Source organism: Rhodanobacter sp. L36 (genome assembly GCF_009765755.1).
Classification (GTDB): Bacteria; Pseudomonadota; Gammaproteobacteria; order Xanthomonadales; family Rhodanobacteraceae; genus Rhodanobacter.
On the sequence record NZ_LMUV01000002.1, the window covers coordinates 76172 to 100566 of the forward strand.

The following is a 24395-nucleotide window of genomic DNA, read 5'->3' on the forward strand; positions in this document are numbered from 1 at the left end:
CGCGAGGGAAATCAAGTGGCTGACGACTTTTCGGCAGCGACCTGCACGTGCAGTTCCTTCAACTGCGCTGCGCTGACCATCGACGGCGCGTCGGTCATCAGATCCTGCGCGCTGGTGGTCTTGGGGAACGCGATCACGTCACGGATCGATTCGGTGCCCGCCATCAAGGCCGCGATGCGGTCAATGCCGAAAGCGAGGCCACCATGCGGTGGCGCGCCGAATTTAAGCGCCTTGAGCAGGAAGCCGAATTTCATCTCCGCCTCTTCCGCGCCGATGCCGAGCAGTTCGAACACGGTGCTCTGCATTTCCGGCCGATGGATACGGATGGAACCGCCACCGATCTCGTTGCCGTTGAGCACCATGTCGTATCCGCGACTCACCGCCGTGGTCGCGTTGGCGCGCAAGTCACCGACGTCGTCCACTTTCGGCGCAGTGAATGGATGATGCAGCGCGACGTAGCGATTTTCTTCGGCGTCGTATTCGAACATCGGGAAATCGGTGACCCACAACGGCGCCCAGCGATCCTCGACGAAACCGCGATCCTTGCCGACTTTCAAGCGCAACGCGCCCATGAAATCGGTGACCGTCTTCCAATTTCCCGCGCCAAAAAACACCACGTCGCCCGATTGCGCGCCAGTGGCCTCGAGCACGCTAGCAAGCGCTGCGTCATCGAGAAACTTAGCCACCGGCGAATTGATCCCATCGCGACCTTTGGCGAGGTCTTCGACCTTCAGCCAGGCCAGACCTTTCGCGCCGTAACGCGACACGTATTCGGTGAGCCCATCGATATCCTTGCGGCTCAGCGCGCTGCCGCCGGGCACGCGCAATGCGGCAACGCGACCACTCGCATCGTTGGCGGGTTCGGCAAACACCTTGAATTCGACGTGCTTCACCGCGTCGGCGATGTCGACCAACTCCAGCGCAATGCGCAGATCGGGTTTGTCCGAACCGAAGCGACGCATCGCCTCGGCCCAGGTCATGCGCGGAAACACGGCGTCGAGTTCGACGCCCTGCACGTCGCGGAAAACATGGCGGATCAAATCCTCCACAAAGTCCTGCACGTCCTTCTCTTCGACGAAGGCGAACTCGAGGTCGAGCTGGGTGAATTCCGGCTGGCGATCGGCGCGCAGATCTTCGTCGCGGAAGCAACGGGCGATCTGATAGTAGCGATCGAAACCGGCCATCATCAGGATCTGCTTGAACAACTGCGGCGACTGCGGCAATGCATAGAACTGGCCCGGATGCACGCGGCTGGGCACGAGATAATCGCGCGCGCCTTCAGGCGTGGCCTTGGTAAGAATCGGCGTCTCCACATCCTGGAAACCGCGATCGTCGAGATAACGACGCAACGCCCGCACCAGCCGGATGCGCTTGCGCATCATCGCCTGCATTTCCGGACGACGAAGATCGAGATAGCGGTAAGTCATCCGCATGTCTTCGTTGGGGTTCTCATGCAGCGCGAACGGAAGATCCTTCGCGGCGTTGAGAATCTCGATCGTGTCGGCGACCAATTCGACCGTGCCGGTCTTCAGCTTGTCGTTGACCGAAACACGCTTGCGCAGCGTGCCGGTAACGCGCAAACAATATTCGTTGCCGATCTCGCCGGCCACGGCGAAGGCCGCGGCGTTGTCCCTCTCGATCACGATCTGCGCCAGCCCTTCGTGATCGCGCAAATCGACGAAGGCCACGTGGCTCTGCAAGCGAAGCGTATTCACCCATCCGCAAAGGGAAACGGTCTGGCCAATCAGCGACTCGTCGATGAGGCCGCAGTAATGCGTGCGCATGCGCTTGGAACTCCGGGCCGCGGGGCGGCAAAACAGATGGAAAAGACCCGGAATATTACCACTGCACCGCGCTCGGCGCGGCGTGACGAATCGCACGGCAACCGCCGCGCGAGCGTTCTTGCCGGCAACGATTGGCAAAGCATTGCGTGCCGCATCCGTGACTGACCCGACTCTCCGGCGACTTGAGCCGCCGCTGTAGTCGCGCATGCAGTCATCCTGCATAGCCATCGTGACTACTCTAGCGAAAGGTTCACTCGCCGCCGGACGGCTTGCTGGCTGGCGTGGCGGCGGGCGCAGGTGCTGGCGCCGGCGCTGCTGCCCCTGATGGTGCTGCGGCTGTTGCAGGAGCGTCACCGCCGCTGACGGGCTTGGCATCCGGGTTGCCGCTCGAGCCTTCCACCAGATTGCGCTTCTTGTCGCCCTCTTTCTTGAAATCAGTCTCGTACCAGCCGCTGCCGGCGAGACGGAACGACGGTGCACTCACGCGACGGTGCAGCTGTGGCTGCTGGCAGACCGGGCAAATCGTGGGGTCGTCGTCGGACAGTTTCTGCAGGCGATCGAAGCGATGCCCGCAGTGGCTGCATTCGAATTCGTAGATGGGCATGGCGACTCCGGAGTTTCAGTGAAGCAGAAGGACAGCCAACCATTATCGGCCCGTTCCTGGCGATTTCAACGTCCCACAAGACGCATGACATCGGCAAGCCATACGGGTTAGCCTGCCGGCTCAGGGGGCGGTGCATGTCGCAAGGCGATGCACGGCGTCCGCTAACGGTTTGGACATATAGACGTCTATACGGCTATTGACCAACCCGGTTGGCGGCACTAATCTGGGGCTGTTGCGACGCAACAACCATGTCCCCGGAGAGTATTCATGAGTAACCGCTTCAAATCCCTCGTCCCCGCGACCCTTTCTGCCGCAGTGTTGCTCGCGCTCTCCAACGCCGTCCTGGCGCAGGACACCACGCCGCCCGCGCAGGCCAAGACCAAGGATCTCAGCACGGTCATCGTCACCGGCACCCGTTCCGACAACCGCACCGAAAGCAGCTCGCTGACGCCGATCGACGTCGTTTCGGCCAAGGTGTTGCAGCAGAGCGGCACCAACGACCTTCCTACCGCACTCGCGCACATCATTCCTTCGCTGAGCTTCCCGCGACCGTCGGCAGCAGATACGGCCGACACGCAGCGCCCGGCGCAATTGCGCGGCTTGTCCCCCGATCAGGTGCTGGTACTGGTGGACGGCAAACGTTGGCACCCCGGCGCATTACTTTTGACCAACGGCGTACTGGGCCGTGGCTCGCAAGCGGTCGATCTCAACACGATCCCGGTCTCGGCCATCGACCATATCGAAGTGCTGCGCGACGGTGCGTCCGCGCAATACGGCTCCGATGCCATCGCCGGCGTCATCAACATCATCCTGAAGAAGGGCGCGAAGGGAGGCGATGTCGAAATCACCGGCGGCCAGTATTCGGCCGGCGACGGGCGACAGTGGCAGGGCTCGGCCAACTTCGGCATTCCGCTCGGTGACGACAAGGGCTGGATGCGTTTCACGGTGCAGGACGGCAACGAGGATTACACCAATCGTGCCGGCCCCGACCGGCGTGCAGGCTTCACTCAGCTTGGCGTGAATTTCCGCGAGGGCGATCCGGCGGTGAAGGATCAGAACCTGTTGATCAACACCCAGTACGACATCACGCCCGATGTGCAGTTCTACGCATTCGGACATTACGGACATCGCGACGGCACCTCGCCCGCGTTCTTCCGTTATGGCAGCAACAGCCCGTCGCCGAGCAGCCCGCTGATCGCCGGCATCTATCCGAACGGTTACCTGCCTCTGGAAAATTCCGATTCCACCGATCGGTCGCTCGTGGCCGGCTTTCGCGGCACCGTCGACGGCTGGCGCTGGGACGTGAGTGCCAATGCAGGTGGCAACCGGGTTTCCTACGAGACGCAGAACAGCATCAACCTCGCCTACCTGCGTGACTTCGGCAATAGCCCGAATACTTTTGATGACGGCATCCTGACGTCCGGCCAACAGGCTTTCGACATCGACATCGCCAAGGACGTTTCGCCCGGCTGGTTGCCCAACCCCGTCACGATCGCGTTCGGTGCGGAGTATCTGCGCCAGTCCTACAGCATCGCCGCCGGTTCGCTGCCTTCCTGGTACGTGGGCACGTCGGGCACGTCCGGCGGTGCTCAGGGTTTTGCGGGCTGGCAACCCGGCAATGCCGGTTCGCTGGCGCGGCATGACATCGCCGAGTATCTGGATCTGGAGACCAACCTCACCGACAAACTCGGCGTATCCGCCGCGGTTCGGCACGAGAACTACTCGGACTTCGGCAGCACCACGTCGGGCTCACTCGCGGGACGTTTCGATTTCACCGACACGTTTGCATTGCGTGCGAGTGCGTCGACCGGTTTCCGGGCACCGTCGCTGGCGCAGCAGTTCTACTCGTCGACGTCGTCGCTGTACTACGGCGCCGGCAATTCGCTCGGCCTGGCCCCCGGCATTTACAACTCCGGGCTGGTGCCGGTAAGCAGCCCGATCGCCAAGCTGCTCGGCGCCCAGCCGCTGGAACCGGAGAAGTCGCACAACTACACGATCGGCGCAGTGTGGAATCCCACCGATGCATTGACCCTGAGCATCGATGCCTACCAGATCGCGATCAGTAACCGCATCGTGTTGTCCAGCAGCATCGGCACCACGACACCGGCAGTGCAGACTTATCTCGCCGCCAACGGCATCGCCAACCTCAACTACAGCGGTGTGTCGTACTTCACCAATGCGGCCGACACGCGCACTCGCGGCGTCGACCTTGTTGCCAGTTTCCGCAACGACCTCGGCAGTGCCGGGACGCTGCAGACCACGATCAGCGCCAACTACAACAAGAACGAAGTCACTAGCGTCAAGGCGAATCCGGCCATTCTGAATTCGCTGGGCAGCACCTTTCATCGACTCGACCGCCGCGACATCAAGGGCCTGCTGGCCGACTCCACGCCGCGCAGCAAGTTGATCCTCAGCGAGCAGTACAACGTCAGCAACTGGGGCGTTACCGGTTCGCTGACCCGCTACGGCCGCTATACCGCGTACAGCAGCGCAGGTACCACCATTTATGGCAGCACCGGTACGCCTGCAGTGGATCAGACGTTCGCACCGAAGTGGCTGCTCGACCTTGCGGTGAATTACAACCTCAACCGTTGGACATTCACGCTTGGCGCTGACGACGCGCTCGACACATACCCGGATCGTGTTATCGCCGCCAGCAGCAACAACGGCACACTGCCCTACTCCGTGTATGCGCCGTTTGGCTACAACGGGGCTTACGTCTACGGCAAGGTCGCGTATCGCTGGTAACGCCGACGGTCAAGGCATACGGAAAAATCCCGGCTTTCGCCGGGATTTTTTTCATCTGCCGTTCGCGTATCTGTAGCCCGTGAAGCAAAGATCCGCTCACAGTGTGCGATCTCATCTTTGCTCACCAAGTTCTCGAGCCCATCTCGTAACTCGCTCACGCCGGTGCGAGGCTTATGAATCATCTAGACGTCTATACGTCCCTAAAAAAGAGCATCGCCAGACCGAAAATTCCCGTGACGGGCCGACCCGGGCCAAGGTCGCGATGCCTTCCTTGGAGAAATTGCTGCGATCCAACAGAAATACGTCTACAAATTCGTTAAAAAATGCACTCACAAACATTTGTTTTTGTTAGTTAAATTTTTTAATTCCTAAAATTTCGCAAACATGTGTGTTTTTTGTTGCGCACCGCATCAATTTTAACTTAAGGTCATACAACACGGCCGACTGGCGTGTAGCGACGGGGGAGTCGCAACAACATCAACCAATTCCAGGGAAGTCCGCATGTCAGCCTTTCGTCGCAATCGATTCACCACCGCTCTCCTGCCGCTGCTCGGCATGAGCTTGTTCGGCACGGCAGCCTTTGGCCAGGACGCTCCCAACAGCGCGCCCGACGTCAAAGACGCCAAGCAGTTGCAACAGATGGTGGTGACAGGCACCCGTGCCACCAACCGCACCGTGGCGGAATCGATTTCTCCCATCGACGTGCTGACCAAAGCGGACCTGGCCAACAGCGGCGCCAGCGACTTGGCCACTGCGCTGTCCACCCTGTTGCCGTCGCTCGATTTTCCGCGACCCGCGATCAGCGACGGCAGCGATGCCGTGCGCGCGGCCAGCCTGCGCGGCTTGTCGCCCGACGACGTGCTGGTGCTGGTGGACGGCAAGCGTTATCACACCTCCAGTATGGTGAATTACCTCACCACCGTGGGCCGCGGCTCGGCGCCGGTCGATTTCAACTCGATCCCGCTTTCCGCGATCGACCATATCGAAGTGCTGCGCGATGGTGCGGCGGCCCAGTACGGCTCTGACGCCATTGCCGGTGTCGTCAACGTCATCCTGAAGCATGGCGGCGGCGCCGGCACCAACGAAATCACCGTCAATGGCGGCGGCATGAGCAAGGGCGACGGCGCGGAGAACGGTGTATCCGGTTCGTTCGGCGTGCCGCTCGGTGGTCCGGAAGGCAGCGCGCCAGGTTGGGCTCGGTTGTCGTGGAACTACCAGAACACGATGAACACCAATCGGGCCGAGAACACCGACAAGGCCAGCAACCTCACTCCAAGCAACTTGAATGCGCAGGGCATTCCCTACGAGCGCTACGGCGATCCGGCGGTCAAGACCTACCAGGCGTTGCTCGCTTTCGGCTGGGACTTTTCGCCGAATGTGGAGCTCTATGGCAACGCCAACCTCAGCCGGCGCGACGTCACCTCGAACGGCTATTACCGCGCCGGCGGCAACTACCGGAATACCACCGCGATCTATCCGAACGGCTTCCTGCCGCAGATCGTCAACCACGTGGACGACGGCTCGCTGGTGCTCGGCGTCAAAGGCCACACCGACAGCGGCTGGCATTGGGACGCCTCGGCGGATCTTGGCGTCAACCACATGGTGTTCGACATTGCGAACACGCTCAACATCAACCAGTACTACACCACGCTCGCGGAAACCGGCGTCGGCTACAGCCCGACCTACTTCAACGCCGGCGCGTTCAAGACGCAGCAGAGCGTCGCCAATATCGATCTGAGCAAGGAGTACACCCCGAGCTTTCTGCCCAACCCGGTCACGCTGGCGTTCGGTGGCGAGTACCGCAAGGATCAATACAGCGTCGAGGCCGGCGATCCGAACTCGTATTTCTTCAATCCGAACACGCTGCAGCCGAGCGGCTCACCGTATCCCGGTGGTTCGCAGGTCTATCCGGGCGCAGCGCCTGCGGTGGCCGGCAACTTCAGCCGGCACAGCGAAGCGGCTTACGTGGATCTGGAAACCGACCTCACCAGCAAGTTGTCCGCCGGTGTAGCCGCCCGTTACGAGGATTACAGCGATGCCGGCTCCACCCGTTCGGGCAAAGTTTCGCTGCGCTACCAGCTGACCGACACGTTTGCCCTGCGTACCACGGCATCGAACGGCTTCCGCGCACCGTCACTTGCCCAGGACAACTATGAGTCCGTGGTCACCTCGACCAATCCGACCACCGGCGCATTGCAGCAGAGCGGAACCTTCCGCACTTCATCACCCACCGCCATCGCCCTCGGCGCCAAACCACTGACGCCGGAAAAATCCACTAACTACGGTCTGGGCGGCGTGTGGCAGCCGACGAGTGATTTCAGTGCGACGCTGGATCTGTACCAGATCCGCATCTGGGATCAGATCCTCTACAGCGACACGCTCGACGTCACGCCGACGCCAGCCAATGGCGAAGTCAGCGGCGCCCAGTTCTTCGTCAACGGTGCCACCACGCGTACGCGCGGCGCCGACCTGATCCTGAACCAGCGCTTCGACCTCGATGCGGCCGGCAAGTTGAACCTCGGCCTGAGCGGCAACTACAACAAGACCGATATTCTGGAAGTGTCCAACCCGAACTTCGGCCGCGTTAGCCAAGGCATCCTCACGGTGGCCACGCCACGCACCAAGTACGTCGTCTACGGTGATTGGCTGGTACAGAACTTCGACTTGCACGCCAACCTGACCCGCTACGGCTCGATCGTTCGACTCGGCACGGAAGAAGACGGATCGGGCGATCAGCAATTTGCGGCACGCTGGCTGCTCGATCTCGCGGCCAGTTACAAACTTGACGCGTGGACCTTCACCGTGGGCGCCGACAACCTCACCAATCAGTATCCGACCAAGACGGCACTCAACAATGCCGTGGACGACCGTGCCGATGGCCTGCAGTATTCGCCGCTGTCGCCCTTCGGCTTCAACGGCCGCTACGTTTACGGCAAGGTCGCTTTCACTTTCTGACGATCAGTGTCTGAATCCGCGAACAAGAAAATCCCGGCTTTCGCCGGGATTTTTTCTTGCGCCAACTGCTTACGCATCAGCCATTCGTGAAACGCAGATGCCCGCCTTCGGCATCGACCTTGATCTTCGCGCCGGCGACATAACGACCTTCGAGGATTTCCTTCGCCAGCGGATTTTCCAGCTGCTGCTGAATCGCGCGTTTCAGCGGACGCGCGCCATACACAGGATCGAAACCGGTATTTCCCAGTAGCGCGAGCGCGGCATCGCTGACCTCGAGCTTCAACTGACGCTCGGCCAGTCTCTTCTCCAGATTCACCAGCTGGATACGCGCGATGGCGCGAATCTGTGCTTTATCCAATGGGCGGAACACCACGATCTCGTCAAGCCGGTTGATGAACTCGGGGCGGAAGTGCGCCTGCACCACGCCGAGCACCGACGCCTTCATCTGCGTGTACTGCTCCTCCGCGTCGCCGCCTTCGCTGTTCTCCGACACATCCTGGATCATCTGCGAACCGAGGTTGGAGGTCATCACGATCACCGTGTTGCGGAAGTCCACGGTGCGCCCCTGGCCATCGGTGAGGCGACCATCGTCCAGCACCTGCAGCAGGATGTTGAACACATCCGGATGCGCCTTCTCCACTTCGTCCAGCAGGATCACGCTGTACGGCCGGCGACGCACCGCTTCAGTGAGATAACCGCCTTCCTCGTAACCGACGTAGCCAGGCGGCGCGCCGACCAGGCGGCTCACGGAATGCTTCTCCATGAATTCGCTCATGTCGATGCGCACCATCGCATCGGTGGTGTCGAACATGAATTCGGCGAGCGCCTTGCACAACTCGGTCTTGCCCACGCCGGTCGGACCGAGGAACAGGAACGAACCGCTCGGACGCGCCGGATCGGACAGCCCTGCGCGTGCGCGACGGATCGCATCGGACACCGCGCGCACGGCTTCGTCCTGGCCGACCACGCGGCGATGCAGATCGTCTTCCATGTGCAGCAGCTTTTCGCGTTCGCCCTCGAGCATCTTCGCGACCGGGATACCGGTCCAGCGCGCAACGACCTCGGCGATTTCCTCTGCGGTGACCTTGTCCTGCAGCAGCTTGAAATCCTGCTGCTCGGCTGCCTGCGCCACCGCGAGCTGCTTCTCCAGTTCAGGCAGCCGGCCATACTGGATCTCGCTCATCTTCGCGTAATCCTGCCCACGCTGCGCCGACTCAAGATCCAGCCGCGCCTGCTCGATTTGTTCCTTGACCTTGGTCGTGCCCTGCAGCGCAGCCTTCTCCGATTTCCATATTTCATTGAGATCGGAGAACTCGCGTTCGAGCTTTTCGATGTCGGTTTCGAGATCGGCCAGACGCTGTTTCGACTCGGCGTCCTTTTCCTTCTTCAGCATCTCGCGCTGGATCTTCAGCTGGATCAACCGGCGCTCGAGACGATCGAGTTCCTCCGGCTTGGAGTCGATTTCCATGCGGATGCGTGAAGCCGCTTCGTCCATCAGGTCGATCGCCTTGTCCGGCAGCTGACGGTCGGTGATGTAACGGTTGGAAAGCGTGGCCGCAGCAACGATCGCCGGATCGGTGATCTCCACGCCGTGATGGACGGCGTAGCGCTCCTTGAGCCCGCGCAGGATCGCGATGGTGTCTTCCACTGATGGCTCGCCGACAAACACTTTCTGGAAACGTCGTTCGAGCGCAGCGTCCTTCTCGATGTACTTGCGATATTCGTCCAGCGTGGTGGCGCCGATGCAATGCAGTTCGCCGCGCGCCAGCGCGGGCTTGAGCATGTTGACCGCATCCATCGCACCGTCCGCCTTGCCGGCGCCGACCATCGTGTGCAGTTCGTCGATGAACAGGATCACGCGTCCTTCCTGCTTGGACAGATCGCTGAGCACCGCTTTCAGGCGCTCCTCGAATTCACCGCGGAATTTCGCGCCGGCGATCAACGCGCCCATGTCGAGCGAGAGCACGCGACGATCGCGCAGACCTTCGGGCACCTCGCCCTTGATGATGCGCTGAGCGAGGCCTTCCACGATCGCGGTCTTGCCGACGCCGGGTTCACCGATCAGCACGGGGTTGTTCTTGGTGCGCCGCTGCAGCACCTGGATCGTGCGACGGATTTCCTCGTCGCGACCGATCACCGGATCGAGCTTGCCACGCTCGGCACGCTCCGTCAGATCGATGCAGTATTTCTCCAGCGCCTGGCGTTGTTCCTCCGCGTTTTCGCTCTGCACCTTTTCGCCGCCGCGCAGTTTTTCGATCGCCGTTTCGAGATCCGCCTTGTTCGCGCCCGCTGCTTTCAAAGCCGCGCCGAGTTCGCCTTTGTCGTCGAGCGCTGCCAACACAAAAAGCTCGCTGGCGATGAACTGGTCGCCACGCTGCTGCGCGAGTTTGTCGGTGACGTTGAGCAGGCGCGTGAGGTCGTTGCCGATGTTGATGTTGCCCTCCTGCCCACTCACTTTCGGCAGACGTTCGAGCAGGCCATTCACGCGCTGGCGCAACGTGGGCACGTTGACTTGCGCCTGGGTCAGCAACGGCGCGGTCGAGCCGCCCTGCTGATCGAGCAGTGCCGCCATCACATGCGCCGGTTCGATGATGTTGTTGTCGCGGCCCACGGCCAGCGATTGCGCGTCGGCCAGCGCCTGCTGGAAACGCGAGGTGAGTTTGTCCATTCGCATCGTGTCGCCCCTCAAGTCGGTCTGGCGTTCGTCCGCCACTGCCTGCGAGATGCGGACAACGCGCCGTGATTCAAGCCGATGCAGGGCGGCGCAGCGTCCATCGTGGCTAGAAGCTCTTCACATTCGGTTTGGTACGGTCGGGTCGATGTCAACATCCGATTCCATCACACAACCCGCGCCGACATCGCTGCCCGCGCCACCGCTTCCCGAACACGCGCCATGGGCGCTGCTGCTCGACGTGGATGGCACGCTGCTCGATTTCGCCGACGACCCGCTCGCGGTCTCGGTCAATGGCACCTTGCTCGATCTGTTGCACGGATTGCATCGCGCGTTGCATGGCGCGCTGGCGCTGGTCAGCGGTCGTGGACTGGAAGATCTCGATCGCTTGTTTGGCCGTCCACCATGGGCGGCGATCGGATTGCACGGGTTGCAACTGCGCCACGCCAACGGCAGTTTTCGTCGCATCGATGTGCCCGAAGAACAGCAGGCGCGCATGCGCGAGGCGACACTCCGGCTGGCCGCACAATTCGACGATGTACACGTGGAAGACAAGCAACTGTCGATCGCGCTCCACTGCCTGGGCGACGCGCGACAATTCGCTGATGTGCACGATTCCGCGCGCGACCTGCTGCGCGAACTGCCCGGTTACGAACTTCAACCCGGCCGACGCGTGCTCGAATTCAAACCAAGCGGCATGGACAAGGGACGCGCCATGCAGGAGCTGCTTGGCCGCGAGCCGTTCGTCGGCCGCGTGCCGGTGTACGCCGGTGATGACCTCACCGACGAATACGCGTTCGCCGTCGCCAACAAGCGCAACGGCATCAGCGTGCGGATCGGCTCGCGCGAACCCACGCTGGCCCGTTTCACCCTTCCAGGCCCCGCTGCGACCGCGGTGTGGCTGACCCGGATTCTCGACACCCTGACTCACCATGGAACCCACCTGCATGCCTCGCACACCGGAGGACAGCACCAGCCTTGAGCTGGGCGTGATCGGCAACGGCAGCGTTGCCGCATTGATCGATAGTCACGCGCGCATCGTGTGGGGCTGCCTGCCGCGTTTCGATGCCGACGCGAGTTTCTGTTCGCTGCTTTCGCCCGTTGGCGAAGGCGGCGACTGGGCCATCGAACTGGAAGATCTCGACCACGCCGGGCAGTTCTACCTGGACAACACGGCGGTACTGGTGACACGTCTGTTCGACCAGCACGGCGGCGCCATCGAGATCACCGACTTCGCGCCGCGCCATCGTTCAAATGGACGTCTATATCATCCCGTCATGCTGGCGCGCCGCGTGGCGCCGATCAGTGGTTCGCCACGCGTGCGTGTGTTGTTGCGACCGCTTTGCGATTACGGTGCGCGCAGCGCGCAAACCACCTCGGGCAGTAACCACATTCGTTACTTGCTGAGCGACGTGGTGCAGCGGATGACCAGCGATATCGCCGCGCCGCTGATCGAACGCGCGCTGCCGTTCGGACTCGATCGACCGGCGCATTTCATCTTCGGTCCAGACGAAACACTCAATGACAACCCCGCCGATTTCATCCGCCTCGCGCTGGAACGCACACTGGGATACTGGCGTGACTGGGTGCGTTATCTGTCGATTCCCTACGAGTGGCAAGAGCCGGTGATCCGCGCGGCCATCACGCTGAAACTGTGCCAGTACGAAGCGACCGGCGCGATCGTCGCCGCGTTGACGACGTCGATTCCCGAAGCCGGCGGCACCGCGCGCAATTGGGATTACCGCTACTGCTGGCTGCGCGATGCGGCCTTCACCGTGCGCGCGCTCAACCGGCTCGGCGCGACACGCAGCATGGAGGAATACATCCGCTACGTGTTCAATCTCGTCGCCTCGAAAGAAGACGCCGAAATCGGGCCTGTATTCGGCATCACCTTCGAGCGTGACCTGGCCGAGCGCCAAGTGGAAAGCCTCGCCGGTTACCGGGGCATGAGCCCGGTGCGCGTTGGCAACGATGCATGGCGACAACGGCAGAACGATGTTTACGGCTCGGTGGTGCTGGCGTCGGCGCAACTTTTCTTCGATCGCCGGCTGGAGCATCGCGGCGACGAGATTACTTTCCGTCGGCTGGAACGCATGGGCAACATGGCGCTGCGCATGGCCGAGCAGACCGATGCCGGCCTGTGGGAATTTCGCGGGCGCGCTGCCGTGCATACCTATTCCGCGGCGATGTGCTGGGCCGCGTGCGATCGCCTTGCGCACATCGCCACCGAACTTGGTCTTGACGATCGCGCGCGCTACTGGCACGACGAAGCCGTGGAGTTGCACGAACGCATCGAAGCACACGCGTGGAACGAAAAGCTCGGCCATTTCGTCGACGCGTATGACGGTGAACATCTGGATGCCAGTTTGCTGCTGCTCGCCGACATCGGCTTCGTCGAGGCGAGCGACCCGCGTTTCGTCCGCACCGTGGATGCCATCGGCGTAGCGCTCGGTCGTGGCGATTACCTGTTCCGCTACATGGCACCGGACGATTTCGGCGCGCCGGAAACGAGCTTCAACATCTGCACGTTCTGGTACATCGAGGCGCTGGCCGCGACTGGCCGCAAGGAGCGCGCACGGGCGATGTTCGAGCACATGCTGAAACAGCGAAACGCGTTGGGCCTGCTGTCGGAGGACATCGAACCAGCCAGCGGCGAGCACTGGGGCAACTACCCGCAGACCTATTCGCTGGTGGGCCTCATCCAGGCCGCGATGCGGCTGTCACGACGCTGGGAGGACGCGCTGTGATGACCTCTGCAAAGCGCGCCGGAAGACTGGTGGTGGTTTCCAACCGCGTGGCTTTGCCGCGCCAGACCGCCACAGGCGGGCTGGCGTCCGCCCTGCAGGCGGCGCTGCAGGAACATGGCGGACTCTGGTTCGGCTGGAGCGGCAAGGTGGCTGCGCAAACCGGCGCGGAGGTCCATCACATCGCCGACGGCAACGTGGATTACGCCACCATCGACCTGTCGCGCGAGGATCACGACGACTTCTACACCGGCTTTGCCAACGGTGCGCTTTGGCCGATGCTGCATTACCGACCCGACCTCGTTGACTACCAGCGCAGCCATCTGGACGGCTATCTGAAAGTCAACGAGCTCTTCGCCGAGGAGCTGAGCAAGCTGATCGGTCGCGACGACACGATCTGGGTGCACGACTATCACCTGATTCCGCTGGGCACGATGTTGCGCAAGTGCGGGGTGAAAAATCGCATCGGTTTCTTTCTGCATACACCGCTGCCGGCTGCAGGCTTGCTGATCGCGCTGCCCAATCATCGCGAGCTGCTTGAAACACTTTCGAGCTACGACCTGATCGGCGTGCATACCGCGCGCGATCTGCGCGCACTGGAGGATTATTTCCTGCACGAAGCCGGCGCGGTAATGCGCCTCGGCGGACGCATGCGAATGCCGGGCGGAAGGCTTTTTCGCGCCGCGGCTTTTCCGATCAGCATCGACACGCCGGCGATTGCCGAAGCTGCGCGTGCGGCCGAATCAAACGAGGAGATCGATCAACTGCGCAGGAGTTTGCAAGGTCGATCACTGATCATCGGCGTCGATCGTCTGGATTATTCCAAGGGCCTGCCCCAGCGTTTCGAGGCATTTGCGCGGCTGCTCGAACGCGCGCCCGAGCTGCATCGCAAGATCACGTTCCTGCAGATCGCGCCGCCATCGCGCGGCACCGTGCAGGAATACCGACAGATTCGCCGTGATCTGGAACGCAGCGCCGGACACATCAACGGCAAATATGCCACGCCGGACTGGGCGCCGATTCGCTACATCAACAAATCGTTTCCGCATCGCCTGCTGAGCGGCTACTACCGCACCGCGCGCGTGGGCCTCGTGACGCCGCTGCGCGACGGCATGAATCTCGTCGCCAAGGAATACGTGGCGTGCCAGAACCCGGACAATCCGGGCGTGCTCGTGCTGTCGCGTTTCGCCGGCGCGGCGATGGAACTCACCGACGCGTTGCTGGTGAATCCCGCCGACACCGAAGAAGTCGCCGACGCGCTGCAGCAAGCGCTGACCATGCGTCTGTCCGAGCGGCGCGAGCGTTGGCACGCAATGATGGATGTGATCGAGAAGAACGACATCACGGCGTGGCGCAACACGTACCTGCACGCGCTCACACGCTAGGCGCTTACATATTTGGCGGAGTCCGATTCAATCGAACCAGATAAGGCTCGCGAACCGGCCGCTGCGCGCGCCTTCGCGCCGGTAGGAATAGAACCGCTCGTCCGCATGCGTGTCGAATCCGCCGCCATGGATTTGCTGCACGCCGACCGCTTCGAGCCGGCGACGCGCGAGCGAGGCAAGATCGCATAGCCAGTGGCCCGGCCGACTCGCTTCGAAGCACTGCGCCGCAGATGCATCGTCAGTGACGAACGCGGCGCGTACTTCCTCGCCCACTTCGTACGAGGCCGCGCCGATGCACGGTCCCAGCCACGCGATCAACTGGTCGCGTGGCGAACGCAGCTGAGTCAGTGTCGCTTCGAGCACGCCGGCAGCGAGTCCGCGCCAGCCCGCATGTGCCGCACCGATCTCGCTGCCGTCGGCGGAGCAGAACAATACCGGTAGGCAATCCGCGGTGAGAATCGCGAGCACGGTACCCGGCAGATGCGATACCGCCGCATCCGCCTGCGGTGCGTCGCTGCTCGGCAACGGCCCCAGTTCGGCGACGCCGGTGCCGTGCACCTGACGAAGCCAGCGAGGCGTGGCGGGCAGGCGCAAGGTCTGTTGCAACGCGCTGCGATTCGCCTGCACTGTATCCGCATCATCGCCGCTGCTGAGGCCGAGATTGAAACGCTCGAACGGCGCCGCGGATACGCCCGGTCCATGACGTGTGGAAACTGCCGTATGCACGCGCGACGGAGCAGGCCAGTCGGGAAATATCCAGTTATCGGTCATCTTGCCGGAAATCAGGAATAGGGAATCACCAAGCTTAAACGAAGTTTATTTGCGTACCACGCGACGCCTCGGCTACGAGCAACTCAGTAGTGATCCGATCCATGCTCGAGGAGATCGGCGCGCAATGCCTCGATCAACTCCAGCTGATCGGCCGGGCGCTCGGCGTTGAACGACAGCGCTTCGCCGGTCACCGGATGCGTGAACGACAACTTCTCCGCGTGCAGCGCCTGGCGACGAAAGCCACGCAACACGGCGGTCAGTTCCGGCGATGCGCCCTTCGGCAATTTGAAGCCGCCGCCGTACAGCGGATCGCCGACCAGCGGATGGTGAATGTGCGTCAGATGCACGCGAATCTGATGCGTGCGTCCGGTTTCAAGCTGGCACTGCAAAAGGCTGTGCGCGCGGAAGCGTTCGCGCAATCGATAGTGCGTGACCGCGCGCTTGCCGTCTTCCTCGTCGCGTACCGACTGGCGCAGGCGATCGCCCATGCTGCGGCCGATCGGCGCATCCACCGTGCCACCAGCGACCATCGTGCCCAGCACGACGGCTTCGTACTGACGTTCCACTTCGTGCTGCGAAAGCATCTCCACCAGTGCGGTGACTGCCGGCAACGTCTTGGCCACGACCATCAGGCCGGAAGTGTCCTTGTCCAGCCGATGCACGATGCCTGCGCGCGGCAATTCGGCCAGCCGCGGGTCGTGATGCAGCAGCGCATTGAGCAGCGTTCCAGCGGGATTGCCGGCGCCCGGATGCACCACCAGACCGGCCGGTTTGTTCAGCACCAGCACGTGTTCATCCTCGTGCACGATGGTCAGCGAAATCGCTTCGGGCACGCTGGTCACTTCGTTTTCCAGCTCGACCTCGATGCGTACCTGTTCGCCGCCGCGCAGCAGCTGGCGTGGGGTTGCCGGCGCGCCATCCAGTGTCACCGCGCCAGACTTGATCCAGCCGCTGAGCCGGGAACGCGAATAATCGGGGAACATCTCGGCCACAGACTGGTCGAACCTGCGTCCTGCCGCCGTCAGCGGTACGACCGCTTCGGCCCGGATGGTGGTCATGCCGCACCCCGCGGGCCGCAGCCGGTTTCGGCTATCATGCCTTTTCGATCAAACATCCGAATCACTTCCCATGCGTTCAAACAAGTTGTCCATCTTCCATTTGCCCGTGCTGAAGGTGCTGGCCACCGTCGCTCTTCTTGCGACGTTGAGCGCGTGTTCGATGTTTCACCACAAGCGTGATTCGATCGACACGATGCCGCTCAATGCGCTCTACGACAACGCGCACGCGTCGCTGGAGAATTCCGATTATTCCGCTGCCACCAAAGCCTATCAGCGCCTGATCGCGCGCTTCCCTTCGGGCGACTACAACGAGCAGGCCCAGCTTGATCTTGCCTACGCGCAGTACAAGGACAACCAGCCGGACGACGCGCTTTCGACCATCAACCGCTTCATCAAGACGTTTCCGACCCACAAGCATGTGGATTATGCCTATTACTTGCGCGGCCTGATCAATTTCGACCGCACCTCGGGCGTGATCGAGCGTTACGTTCATATGGACGCCGCGCAGGCGCGTCGCGATCAGGCCTATAACCTGCAGTCTTTCGACGATTTTTCCGAGCTGTCGCGCCGCTTCCCCGACAGCGCGTACACGGCCGATGCCCGCCAGCGCATGATCTACCTGCGCAACGTGCTGGCACAGTACGAGATCAACGTGGCGGAGTTCTACCTGCGCAACAAGGCGTTTATCGCCTCGGCCGATCGCGCGCAGTACGTGGTCGAGCACTACCAGGAAGCGCCGCAGACCGGCGATGCGCTGGCCATTCTCACGCGCAGCTATATCGCGCTGGATCGCAAGGCACTGGCCGAACAGTCGCGTCAGGTGCTCGCGCTCAACTACCCGAATCACCCCTACTTGACCGACGCAAAGTGGCCGCACTCGCCTTCCACATTGCGCAAGATGGTGCCGTTTTCGGGGCACCAGTAATCCCACTGCGTCGGTCGTTCGAACCGAACATGTGACCAAAAAGCCGACGCGTGACCTTCGGCTTTTTGCTGCCTTCGATTTGAGCTGCGTGCCTGTTTGCCGGTCTGATCTGTGATCAAACCGGCGCAGATCAAATCAGATCAGCGCCAGCCCGAGGTAATCGGATAACGCCGGTCGCGACCGAATGCGCGCGTCGTCACGCGCGGGCCCGGCGCGGATTGCCGGCGCTTGAATTCGTTCAGCAATACCAGTCGCACCACGCGACGTACCGTGTCCGCATCGAAACCCTCTGCGGCAATCTCCGCCTGCGATTGCTCGCCCTCGATGAAGTGTTCAAGGATCGCGTCGAGCTCGTCGTACGGCGGCAGCGAATCCTGATCGGTCTGGTTGTCGCGCAGTTCGGCCGAGGGCGGACGATCGATGACTTCCATGGGAATCGGGAGTCGGGAATCGGGAGTCGCCAGCGCGCCGTGAGTGTTCGTGCTTTGAAGCCCGAGTCCCATCTTCCGATGCCCGGCTTGATTGCGCCAACGCGCCAACCTGTAAACCTCGGTCTTGTAGACATCCTTCAACGGCGCGTAGGCACCGCACATGTCGCCGTAGAGCGTGGCGTATCCGACCGCCATCTCGCTCTTGTTGCCCGTCGCCAACAGCAGCCGACCGTGCTTGTTGCTCAACGCCATCAGCATCACGCCACGCGTGCGCGACTGCAGGTTTTCCTCTGTCGTGTCCGCGGATTTGCCGGCGAAGGCTGGCGTAAGCGCGTCGATGAACGATTGGTACGTCGTCTCGATATCGATGACGTGATAATCCACGCCGAGATTTTCAGCCTGTGCGCGCGCGCCATCGAGTGAGAGCTGCGAGGTGTATCGCGTCGGCATCATGACCGCGGTAACGCGTGCAGCACCAAGCGCATCGACGGCCAGCGCGAGCGTCAATGCCGAATCGATCCCGCCGGAAAGACCGAGCAGCACGCCGGCGAAACCGTTCTTGTCGATGTAATCGCGGATGCCGCAAACGAGCGCCGCGTAAAGCGTCGCCTCGATGCTTTGATCTTCGAGCACCGGCCAGTCTTCGGCATGCAGGCGACGGGTCTGCGGATCGAAGGTTGCCCATAGCAGCGCATCGACAAAGACCGGTGCGCGCGCAGCGATGGAACCGTCGCCGTTCACCAGCAGCGACGCACCGTCATAGACCACTTCGTCCTGCCCACCAACCAGATTGAGATAAGCGATGGCGCAACCGGTTTCCTGCGCGCGCGCGATCAACACGGCTTCGCGATCGGCCTGCTTGGCGTCATCCCACGGCGAGGCGTTGATCACCACCAACAACTCGGCACCAGCAGCCGCGGCCTGTGCCGCCGGCTCGGGTTGCCATACGTCTTCGCAGATCAGCATGCCTACCTGCACACCATCGATCAGCGCGGTAAAACTTTGATGGCCGGGACGGAAATAACGCTTGTCGTCGAACACACCGTAATTTGGCAAGGCCTGCTTGTGCGCGGTCCATTCCACTACGCCATCGCGCAGCAGGCTTGCGGCGTTGTAGACCTCGCCTTCGCTGTGCGGATGGCCAACTAGCGCCGCGATGCCGTGGGTGGCGGCGGCCAGCGCTTGCAGTTCGCCGTCGCAGGCGGCGAGGAAACTTGGACGCAGCAGCAGATCTTCCGGCGGATAGCCGCTGAGCGTCAGCTCGGGAAACACCACCAGCGCGGCGCCACCGTTGCGCGCATCGGACGTCAGCTCGCGAACCTTGGCGGCGTTCGCCGCGACCGCGCCCACCGAAAAATCGAACTGGGCCAGCGCCAACCGCAGGTTTGCCATGAAGCGGAACTCCAGAAAAGACGAAGGCCGCGACGAATCGCGGCCTTCGCATTTTACGTTACCGCGATGGCGACTTACCTCATCAGCTTCGCGAGCGTCTTGCCGAGGTCGGCCGGCGACTTCACCGTGGTGACGCCGGCTTTCTCCAGCGCGGCAAACTTCGCCGCGGCCGTGCCCTTGCCGCCGGAAATGATCGCGCCGGCATGGCCCATGCGCTTGCCCGGAGGGGCGGACGCACCGGCGATGAACGACACGACCGGCTTGGTGACGTATTCGGAGATGAATTCCGCGGCGTCTTCCTCGGCGCTGCCGCCGATCTCGCCGACCATGATGATGCCTTCGGTCTGCGGATCGTCCTGGAACATCTTCAGGCAATCGATGAAGCTCAGGCCGTTGATCGGATCGCCGCCGATGCCGATGCAGGTGGACTGGCCAAGGCCTTCGTTGGTGGTCTGGAATACGGCTTCATACGTCAACGTGCCGGAACGCGACACGATACCGACCTTGCCGGGCATGTGGATGTGGCCGGGCATGATGCCGATCTTGCATTCGCCGGGCGTGATGATGCCCGGGCAATTCGGCCCGATCAGCACGATTTCCGGATGCTGCTGCAGCACGTTCTTGACGCGCAGCATGTCGAGCACCGGAATGCCTTCGGTGATCGCCACGATCACGCGGATGCCGGCATCGATCGCTTCGAGGATCGAGTCGGCCGCGAACGGCGGCGGCACGAAGATCACCGACGCATCGGCGCCGGTTTCGAAGACCGCTTCGGACACGCTGTTGAAGACCGGCAGGCCGATGTGCTCGCTGCCGCCCTTGCCCGGCGTGACACCGCCGACGACCTTGGTGCCGTAATCGATCGCCTGTTCGGCGTGGAAGGTGCCCTGCTGACCGGTGAAGCCCTGCACGATCACCTTGGTGTTCTTGTTGACGAGAACGCTCATTCGTTTGCTCCTCAGCCCTTGGCCGCAGCCACGGCTTTCTGCGCCGCGTCGTTGAGATCGTCGGCCGGCGTGATCGCCAGACCGGAGTTGGCCAGCAGCTCGCGGCCCTGATCCACGTTGGTGCCCTGCAGGCGCACCACGACCGGAATCTTCAGGCCGACTTCCTTCACCGCCGCGATGATGCCTTCGGCGATCAGGTCGCAGCGCACGATGCCGCCGAAGATGTTGACCAGGATGCAGCGCACCTTGTCCGACGAAAGAATCAGCTTGAACGCCTCGGTCACGCGCTCCTTGGTGGCGCCGCCGCCGACGTCGAGGAAGTTGGCCGGCTCGCCACCCGCCAGCTTGATCACGTCCATCGTGGCCATCGCCAGGCCTGCGCCGTTGACCATGCAGCCGATGGTGCCGTCCATCGTCACGTAGTTGAGGTTGTTCTGCACCGCGGCGGCTTCGGCGGCGTCTTCCTGCGAGAGGTCGCGCATCGACGCCAGGTTCGGATGGCGGAATTCGGCGTTGTCGTCGGAGTTGACCTTGCCATCGAGCGCGGCGAGGTTACCGTCCTCGAGCACGGCCAGCGGATTGAGTTCCACCAGCGCGAGGTCCTGTTCGTTGAACAGCTTGTACAGGCCCAGCATGATTTTCGTCAGCTGGTTGACTTGCTTCGCGTTGAGATCCATCGCAAAGCCAAGCTGGCGGCACTGGTACGGCTGCAGCCCTTCGACGAAATCGATCACGATGGTGTGGATGTCTTCGGGCGTGTCCTTGGCCACCTGCTCGATGTCCACGCCGCCGTGCTTGGAGGCAATGAAGGAGACGGACTTGCTGTCGCGGTCGACCAGGATCGACAGGTACAGCTCGCGAGCGATATCGGTGGCGTCGGTGACCAGCACCAGATTCACCGGCAGCGCGCGACCGGCGGACTGGTAGGTTTCCATCTGCGTGCCGAGCATGCCCTTCGCGGCAGCGCGCACGTCGTCGAAACTGCGGCAGAACTTGACGCCGCCGGACTTGCCGCGGCCGCCGGCGTGGATCTGGGCCTTGACCATCCACTGCGTACCGCCCAGCGCTTTGGCGGCGTCGACGGCAGCATCGGGAGAACTGGCGATCTTGCCCGGCGGTACGGCGATGCCGTACTGCGCGAACAGTTCTTTGGCCTGGTATTCGTGGAAATTCATTCGATACCTCGAGCGAACGGAAAAACATGGCGGCCGCACGCATGCACAGCGTGGGTCAGGGAGGTCGGATGGCGGGGGAAGCCCTGCCGGCATGCGGTGCGCATGCCCACAAACGGACAGAGCCGCGCCATGCGGCCGCCCATTTTCGCGGAACCGGCCGGCAATGGAAAGGGCGACGTGTTTTTTCATCGATCCGGCGCGCCACTGCGGGCTTTCGCCTGTCGGCACATCGGCGATCAGCCACTCTATACTCGCCGCAAGCTCGTCGAACCCGCCCCGGAGTGCCTCGCACTTGTCCAGCACGTCAGCTCTTTCCGCCACCCGCGCGGCGGTCAATGCCACCATTCGTCACGAGTTGTCGTTCCTCAATGTCTTCAGGCTGGTGCAGGCGCTAGTCTATGCCGGCCTCGCCTTTACTCCGGCCGGCCTGGGCTGGCCGTTGCTGCACACGGCCGACTTCGCCCGCGGCGTCGCCACGCTGTATCTCGTCTTCGCGCTGATCGCGCTGCTGTTCAATCGCCGCAGCATGGGCTTCGTCACCATTGCGGTGTCGGCGGCACTGGTGGTGGATATCGTCGCCGCCGTACTTGCCATTTCTGCGATGCACGAAGCGCGCATCGGCATCGCCATGATGCTGGCGGTAAATCTCAGTGCGGGCGCGTTGATCCTGCCGCTGCGGCTGTCCAGTTTCTTCGCCGCGCTGGCCACGCTGGGTATTCTCGGCAACACCTTTTTCGGTACCACGAGCAGCCAGCCGGGCGACCGCGATCTGCTCGAAGCGGCGCTGTTCGGCCTCGCCTATTTCGCCAGCACCACGCTGTGCCATGTGCTGGGCCGACAGTTGCGCGCCACCGAAGCGCTGGCCGAACAACGCAGCACCGACCTTGCCAACCTGGCGCAGGTCAACGAGTTGATCATCCGGCGCATGAAAACCGGCGTGCTGCTCGTGGACGATGCCAACCGCATCCATCAGATCAACGAATCGGCCTGGATGCTGATGGGCAACCCCGGCGCCGACCAGCGCGACCTCGGCCAGCTTGCACCGGAACTCTCGCGGCGGCTCTACCACTGGATGACCTCGGGCAAGCTCGACGAAACAGCTACGCAGCTTGCCGATGGCGTGCCCGAGGTGGTGCCGCGCTTCACGCGACTGGCGCCCAACGACGATTCGCACGTGCTGATTTTCCTCGACGACACTTCGCTTCTGTCGCGTCGCGCAGAAGAACTGACGCTGACGTCGCTCGGTCGACTCTCTGCTTCCATCGCGCACGAAATCCGCAATCCGCTCGCGGCGATCCGCTACTCGGCACAGCTGCTGGCCGAGTCCAAGAGCATGGATACCACCGACCAGCGCATGGTCGAGATCATCAACAACCACTGCATCCGCCTCAACGAAATCATCGAGAACATCCTGCAATTGTCGCGGCGCGAACGCTCGCGGCCGGAGACACTCGACCTCGGCCACTGGGCTGAAGGTTTCGTCGAGGAATACAGCCAAGGCAACGACCTCGGTGCGGATTCGCTGCGCGTGATTGCCAGCACCGGCGCCCCGGTGACGGCCGTCGCCGATCCGCAACAGTTGCAGCAAGTGGTGTGGAATCTGGTGCAGAACGCGCTGCGTTACGGTCGCCTGCCCGGCGAACCGGCGCGCGTGATGGTGGTGACTCGGCAAGGCGAACACGGCGTGCCTATTCTCGAAGTGATCGACCGCGGTCCGGGCATCGCGCCGAAAGTTGCCGCGCAGATTTTCGAACCGTTCTACACGACGCATGAATACGGCACGGGCCTGGGCCTGTACCTTGCGCGACAGATGAGCGATGCGAATCAGGCCGCACTGGAATACGTGCGCGTGGCCGGCGGCGGCAGTTGTTTCCGCCTCACACTCACACCGGCGCACATGGCGCGGACGGTGAGCGAAGAATCATTCTGAAGCCGCCGCCACTCGACTTCGGGATGCGTCGCGCACGACCTTGTTGATCGCGCAAGGCCGTGCGCATCATCGCCTGCTGCAATGGCAATCCGCTCGCTGGAACAGAGAAAGGACTGACGAGGATGGCTGGAAATTTCACGTTCAACTTCAACGGATTCAAGTCCGCCAATGCCACCACGGCTAAGCCCGCATTCGGCACATCGACCGTGGTCGTGCCACCGACGTTGCGTTCCTTCGACCTATTCCCGACGCGTATCTGGCAGAGCCCGCTCACGATGCTCAGTATTCATTTCGAGCGTTGGGAAAGCACCGTGCTGGCCATGCGCGCAGCAAGTCCCGAGCCTGCAGGACGGACCAATCGCCAAGGCTGGAACAGTGCGGACATGGCCGTGCTGGAACAGCCGGCGTTCGCACCATTGAATGAAATCCTCCGCGCAGCCTGCGGCGTCGCGCTGGGCGAAATGGGTGTGCGCGGAACGGACTTCCAGTTGCAGTCGTGGATCAACATGCACGACCGCGGCGGCTTCAACTTTCTGCACGTGCACGAAGGTTGCCTGCTCTGCGGCTGCTTCTATCTGAAAGTGCCGAAGCATTCGGGCCATCTGGTATTTCGCGATCCGCGCGCCGGCGTCGTGCACGGCGCCATCAAGGGCAGCGTGCCCAACGGCTATACGGACATCCATCTGACGCCCGACGCCGGCCTGCTGGTGCTGTTTCCCTCATGGATGGAGCACTACGTCGAACCACATGGAAACGACGAACCGCGCATCTCGATTTCATTCAACGTGGTGAAGCCCTGATCGATCGCTCGCGAGCAAGCGACAACGATCGTTTGCACTTCGATTCGTGATCGGCAAAACGCAGCGGCAACCAAT

Annotated in this window: 16 protein-coding genes; 8 read left to right on the forward strand and 8 right to left on the reverse strand. The window is 62.4% G+C overall.

Features of this window, described 5'->3' with window-relative positions; all coding sequences use genetic code 11:
- Positions 1 to 11 precede the first annotated feature (11 nt).
- Entirely contained in the window at positions 12 to 1784 is a 1773-nt protein-coding gene (gene aspS, locus GSQ73_RS00350) for an aspartate--tRNA ligase (protein ID WP_158879728.1), read from the reverse strand.
- A gap of 250 nt (positions 1785 to 2034) precedes the next feature.
- Positions 2035 to 2388, reverse strand: coding sequence for a zinc ribbon domain-containing protein (locus GSQ73_RS00355; RefSeq protein WP_158879732.1), 354 nt, complete (start codon positions 2386 to 2388; stop codon positions 2035 to 2037).
- Between the two features lie 267 nt (positions 2389 to 2655).
- Here GSQ73_RS00355 and GSQ73_RS00360 point away from each other — a divergent pair, with 267 nt between their 5' ends.
- Together GSQ73_RS00360 and GSQ73_RS00365 are read left to right on the forward strand one after the other, a co-directional pair.
- Positions 2656 to 5136 (forward strand): TonB-dependent receptor, encoded by a 2481-nt coding sequence (locus tag GSQ73_RS00360; protein ID WP_158879736.1) that lies wholly within the window; start codon positions 2656 to 2658, stop codon positions 5134 to 5136.
- A gap of 639 nt (positions 5137 to 5775) precedes the next feature.
- Positions 5776 to 8091: a TonB-dependent receptor gene (locus tag GSQ73_RS00365; RefSeq protein WP_343160823.1), complete on the forward strand. Its 2316-nt coding sequence runs from the start codon at positions 5776 to 5778 to the stop codon at positions 8089 to 8091.
- A gap of 76 nt (positions 8092 to 8167) precedes the next feature.
- On the opposite strand, the gene clpB is transcribed toward GSQ73_RS00365, so the two are convergent.
- Entirely contained in the window at positions 8168 to 10765 is a 2598-nt protein-coding gene (gene clpB / locus GSQ73_RS00370; protein ID WP_158879739.1) for an ATP-dependent chaperone ClpB, read from the reverse strand.
- A gap of 145 nt (positions 10766 to 10910) precedes the next feature.
- Here clpB and otsB point away from each other — a divergent pair, with 145 nt between their 5' ends.
- From otsB to otsA, 3 genes are read left to right on the forward strand one after another with little or no spacing between them, the layout of a single operon-like run.
- Complete coding sequence (otsB, locus tag GSQ73_RS00375; RefSeq protein ID WP_158879741.1) at positions 10911 to 11744, forward strand: trehalose-phosphatase; 834 nt, start codon at positions 10911 to 10913, stop codon at positions 11742 to 11744.
- On the forward strand, positions 11710 to 13509 hold the full coding sequence (locus GSQ73_RS00380) for a glycoside hydrolase family 15 protein (protein ID WP_158879744.1): 1800 nt from the start codon (positions 11710 to 11712) through the stop codon (positions 13507 to 13509). The genes otsB and GSQ73_RS00380 overlap by 35 nt, the downstream gene beginning before the upstream one ends.
- Positions 13509 to 14891 carry an alpha,alpha-trehalose-phosphate synthase (UDP-forming) gene (otsA, locus tag GSQ73_RS00385; protein ID WP_158879747.1) on the forward strand — a complete coding sequence of 461 codons (1383 nt, stop codon included), beginning with the start codon at positions 13509 to 13511 and terminating at the stop codon, positions 14889 to 14891. The genes GSQ73_RS00380 and otsA overlap by 1 nt, the downstream gene beginning before the upstream one ends.
- Before the next feature lie 27 nt (positions 14892 to 14918).
- Here the strand turns inward: otsA and pgeF are convergent, their stop codons facing one another.
- Together pgeF and rluD are read right to left on the reverse strand one after the other, a co-directional pair.
- Positions 14919 to 15662 (reverse strand): peptidoglycan editing factor PgeF, encoded by a 744-nt coding sequence (gene pgeF, locus GSQ73_RS00390; protein WP_158879750.1) that lies wholly within the window; start codon positions 15660 to 15662, stop codon positions 14919 to 14921.
- An 83-nt stretch (positions 15663 to 15745) separates the two neighbouring features.
- Positions 15746 to 16720 carry a 23S rRNA pseudouridine(1911/1915/1917) synthase RluD gene (rluD, locus tag GSQ73_RS00395; protein WP_158879753.1) on the reverse strand — a complete coding sequence of 325 codons (975 nt, stop codon included), beginning with the start codon at positions 16718 to 16720 and terminating at the stop codon, positions 15746 to 15748.
- A 70-nt stretch (positions 16721 to 16790) separates the two neighbouring features.
- On the opposite strand from rluD, the gene GSQ73_RS00400 reads away from it, so the two are divergent.
- Entirely contained in the window at positions 16791 to 17645 is an 855-nt protein-coding gene (locus GSQ73_RS00400) for an outer membrane protein assembly factor BamD (protein WP_158879756.1), read from the forward strand.
- 140 nt (positions 17646 to 17785) lie between these two features.
- On the opposite strand, the gene GSQ73_RS00405 is transcribed toward GSQ73_RS00400, so the two are convergent.
- The 3 genes from GSQ73_RS00405 to sucC all read right to left on the reverse strand — a co-directional run bounded on the left by GSQ73_RS00405 (position 17786) and on the right by sucC (position 21935).
- Entirely contained in the window at positions 17786 to 19468 is a 1683-nt protein-coding gene (locus GSQ73_RS00405) for an NAD+ synthase (protein ID WP_158879759.1), read from the reverse strand.
- A 74-nt stretch (positions 19469 to 19542) separates the two neighbouring features.
- Positions 19543 to 20415, reverse strand: a complete 873-nt coding sequence (gene sucD / locus GSQ73_RS00410; RefSeq protein ID WP_158879761.1) for a succinate--CoA ligase subunit alpha — start codon at positions 20413 to 20415, stop codon at positions 19543 to 19545.
- 11 nt (positions 20416 to 20426) lie between these two features.
- Positions 20427 to 21935, reverse strand: a complete 1509-nt coding sequence (gene sucC / locus GSQ73_RS00415; RefSeq protein WP_343160807.1) for an ADP-forming succinate--CoA ligase subunit beta — start codon at positions 21933 to 21935, stop codon at positions 20427 to 20429.
- On the opposite strand from sucC, the gene GSQ73_RS00420 reads away from it, so the two are divergent.
- Positions 21883 to 23520 carry a HAMP domain-containing sensor histidine kinase gene (locus tag GSQ73_RS00420; RefSeq protein ID WP_158879766.1) on the forward strand — a complete coding sequence of 546 codons (1638 nt, stop codon included), beginning with the start codon at positions 21883 to 21885 and terminating at the stop codon, positions 23518 to 23520. The two genes, sucC and GSQ73_RS00420, sit on opposite strands and share 53 nt — an antisense overlap.
- A 122-nt stretch (positions 23521 to 23642) precedes the next feature.
- A complete protein-coding gene (locus GSQ73_RS00425) occupies positions 23643 to 24320 on the forward strand; it encodes a TIGR02466 family protein (RefSeq protein WP_158879768.1) in 678 nt (225 codons plus the stop codon).
- Positions 24321 to 24395: the final 75 nt, after the last annotated feature.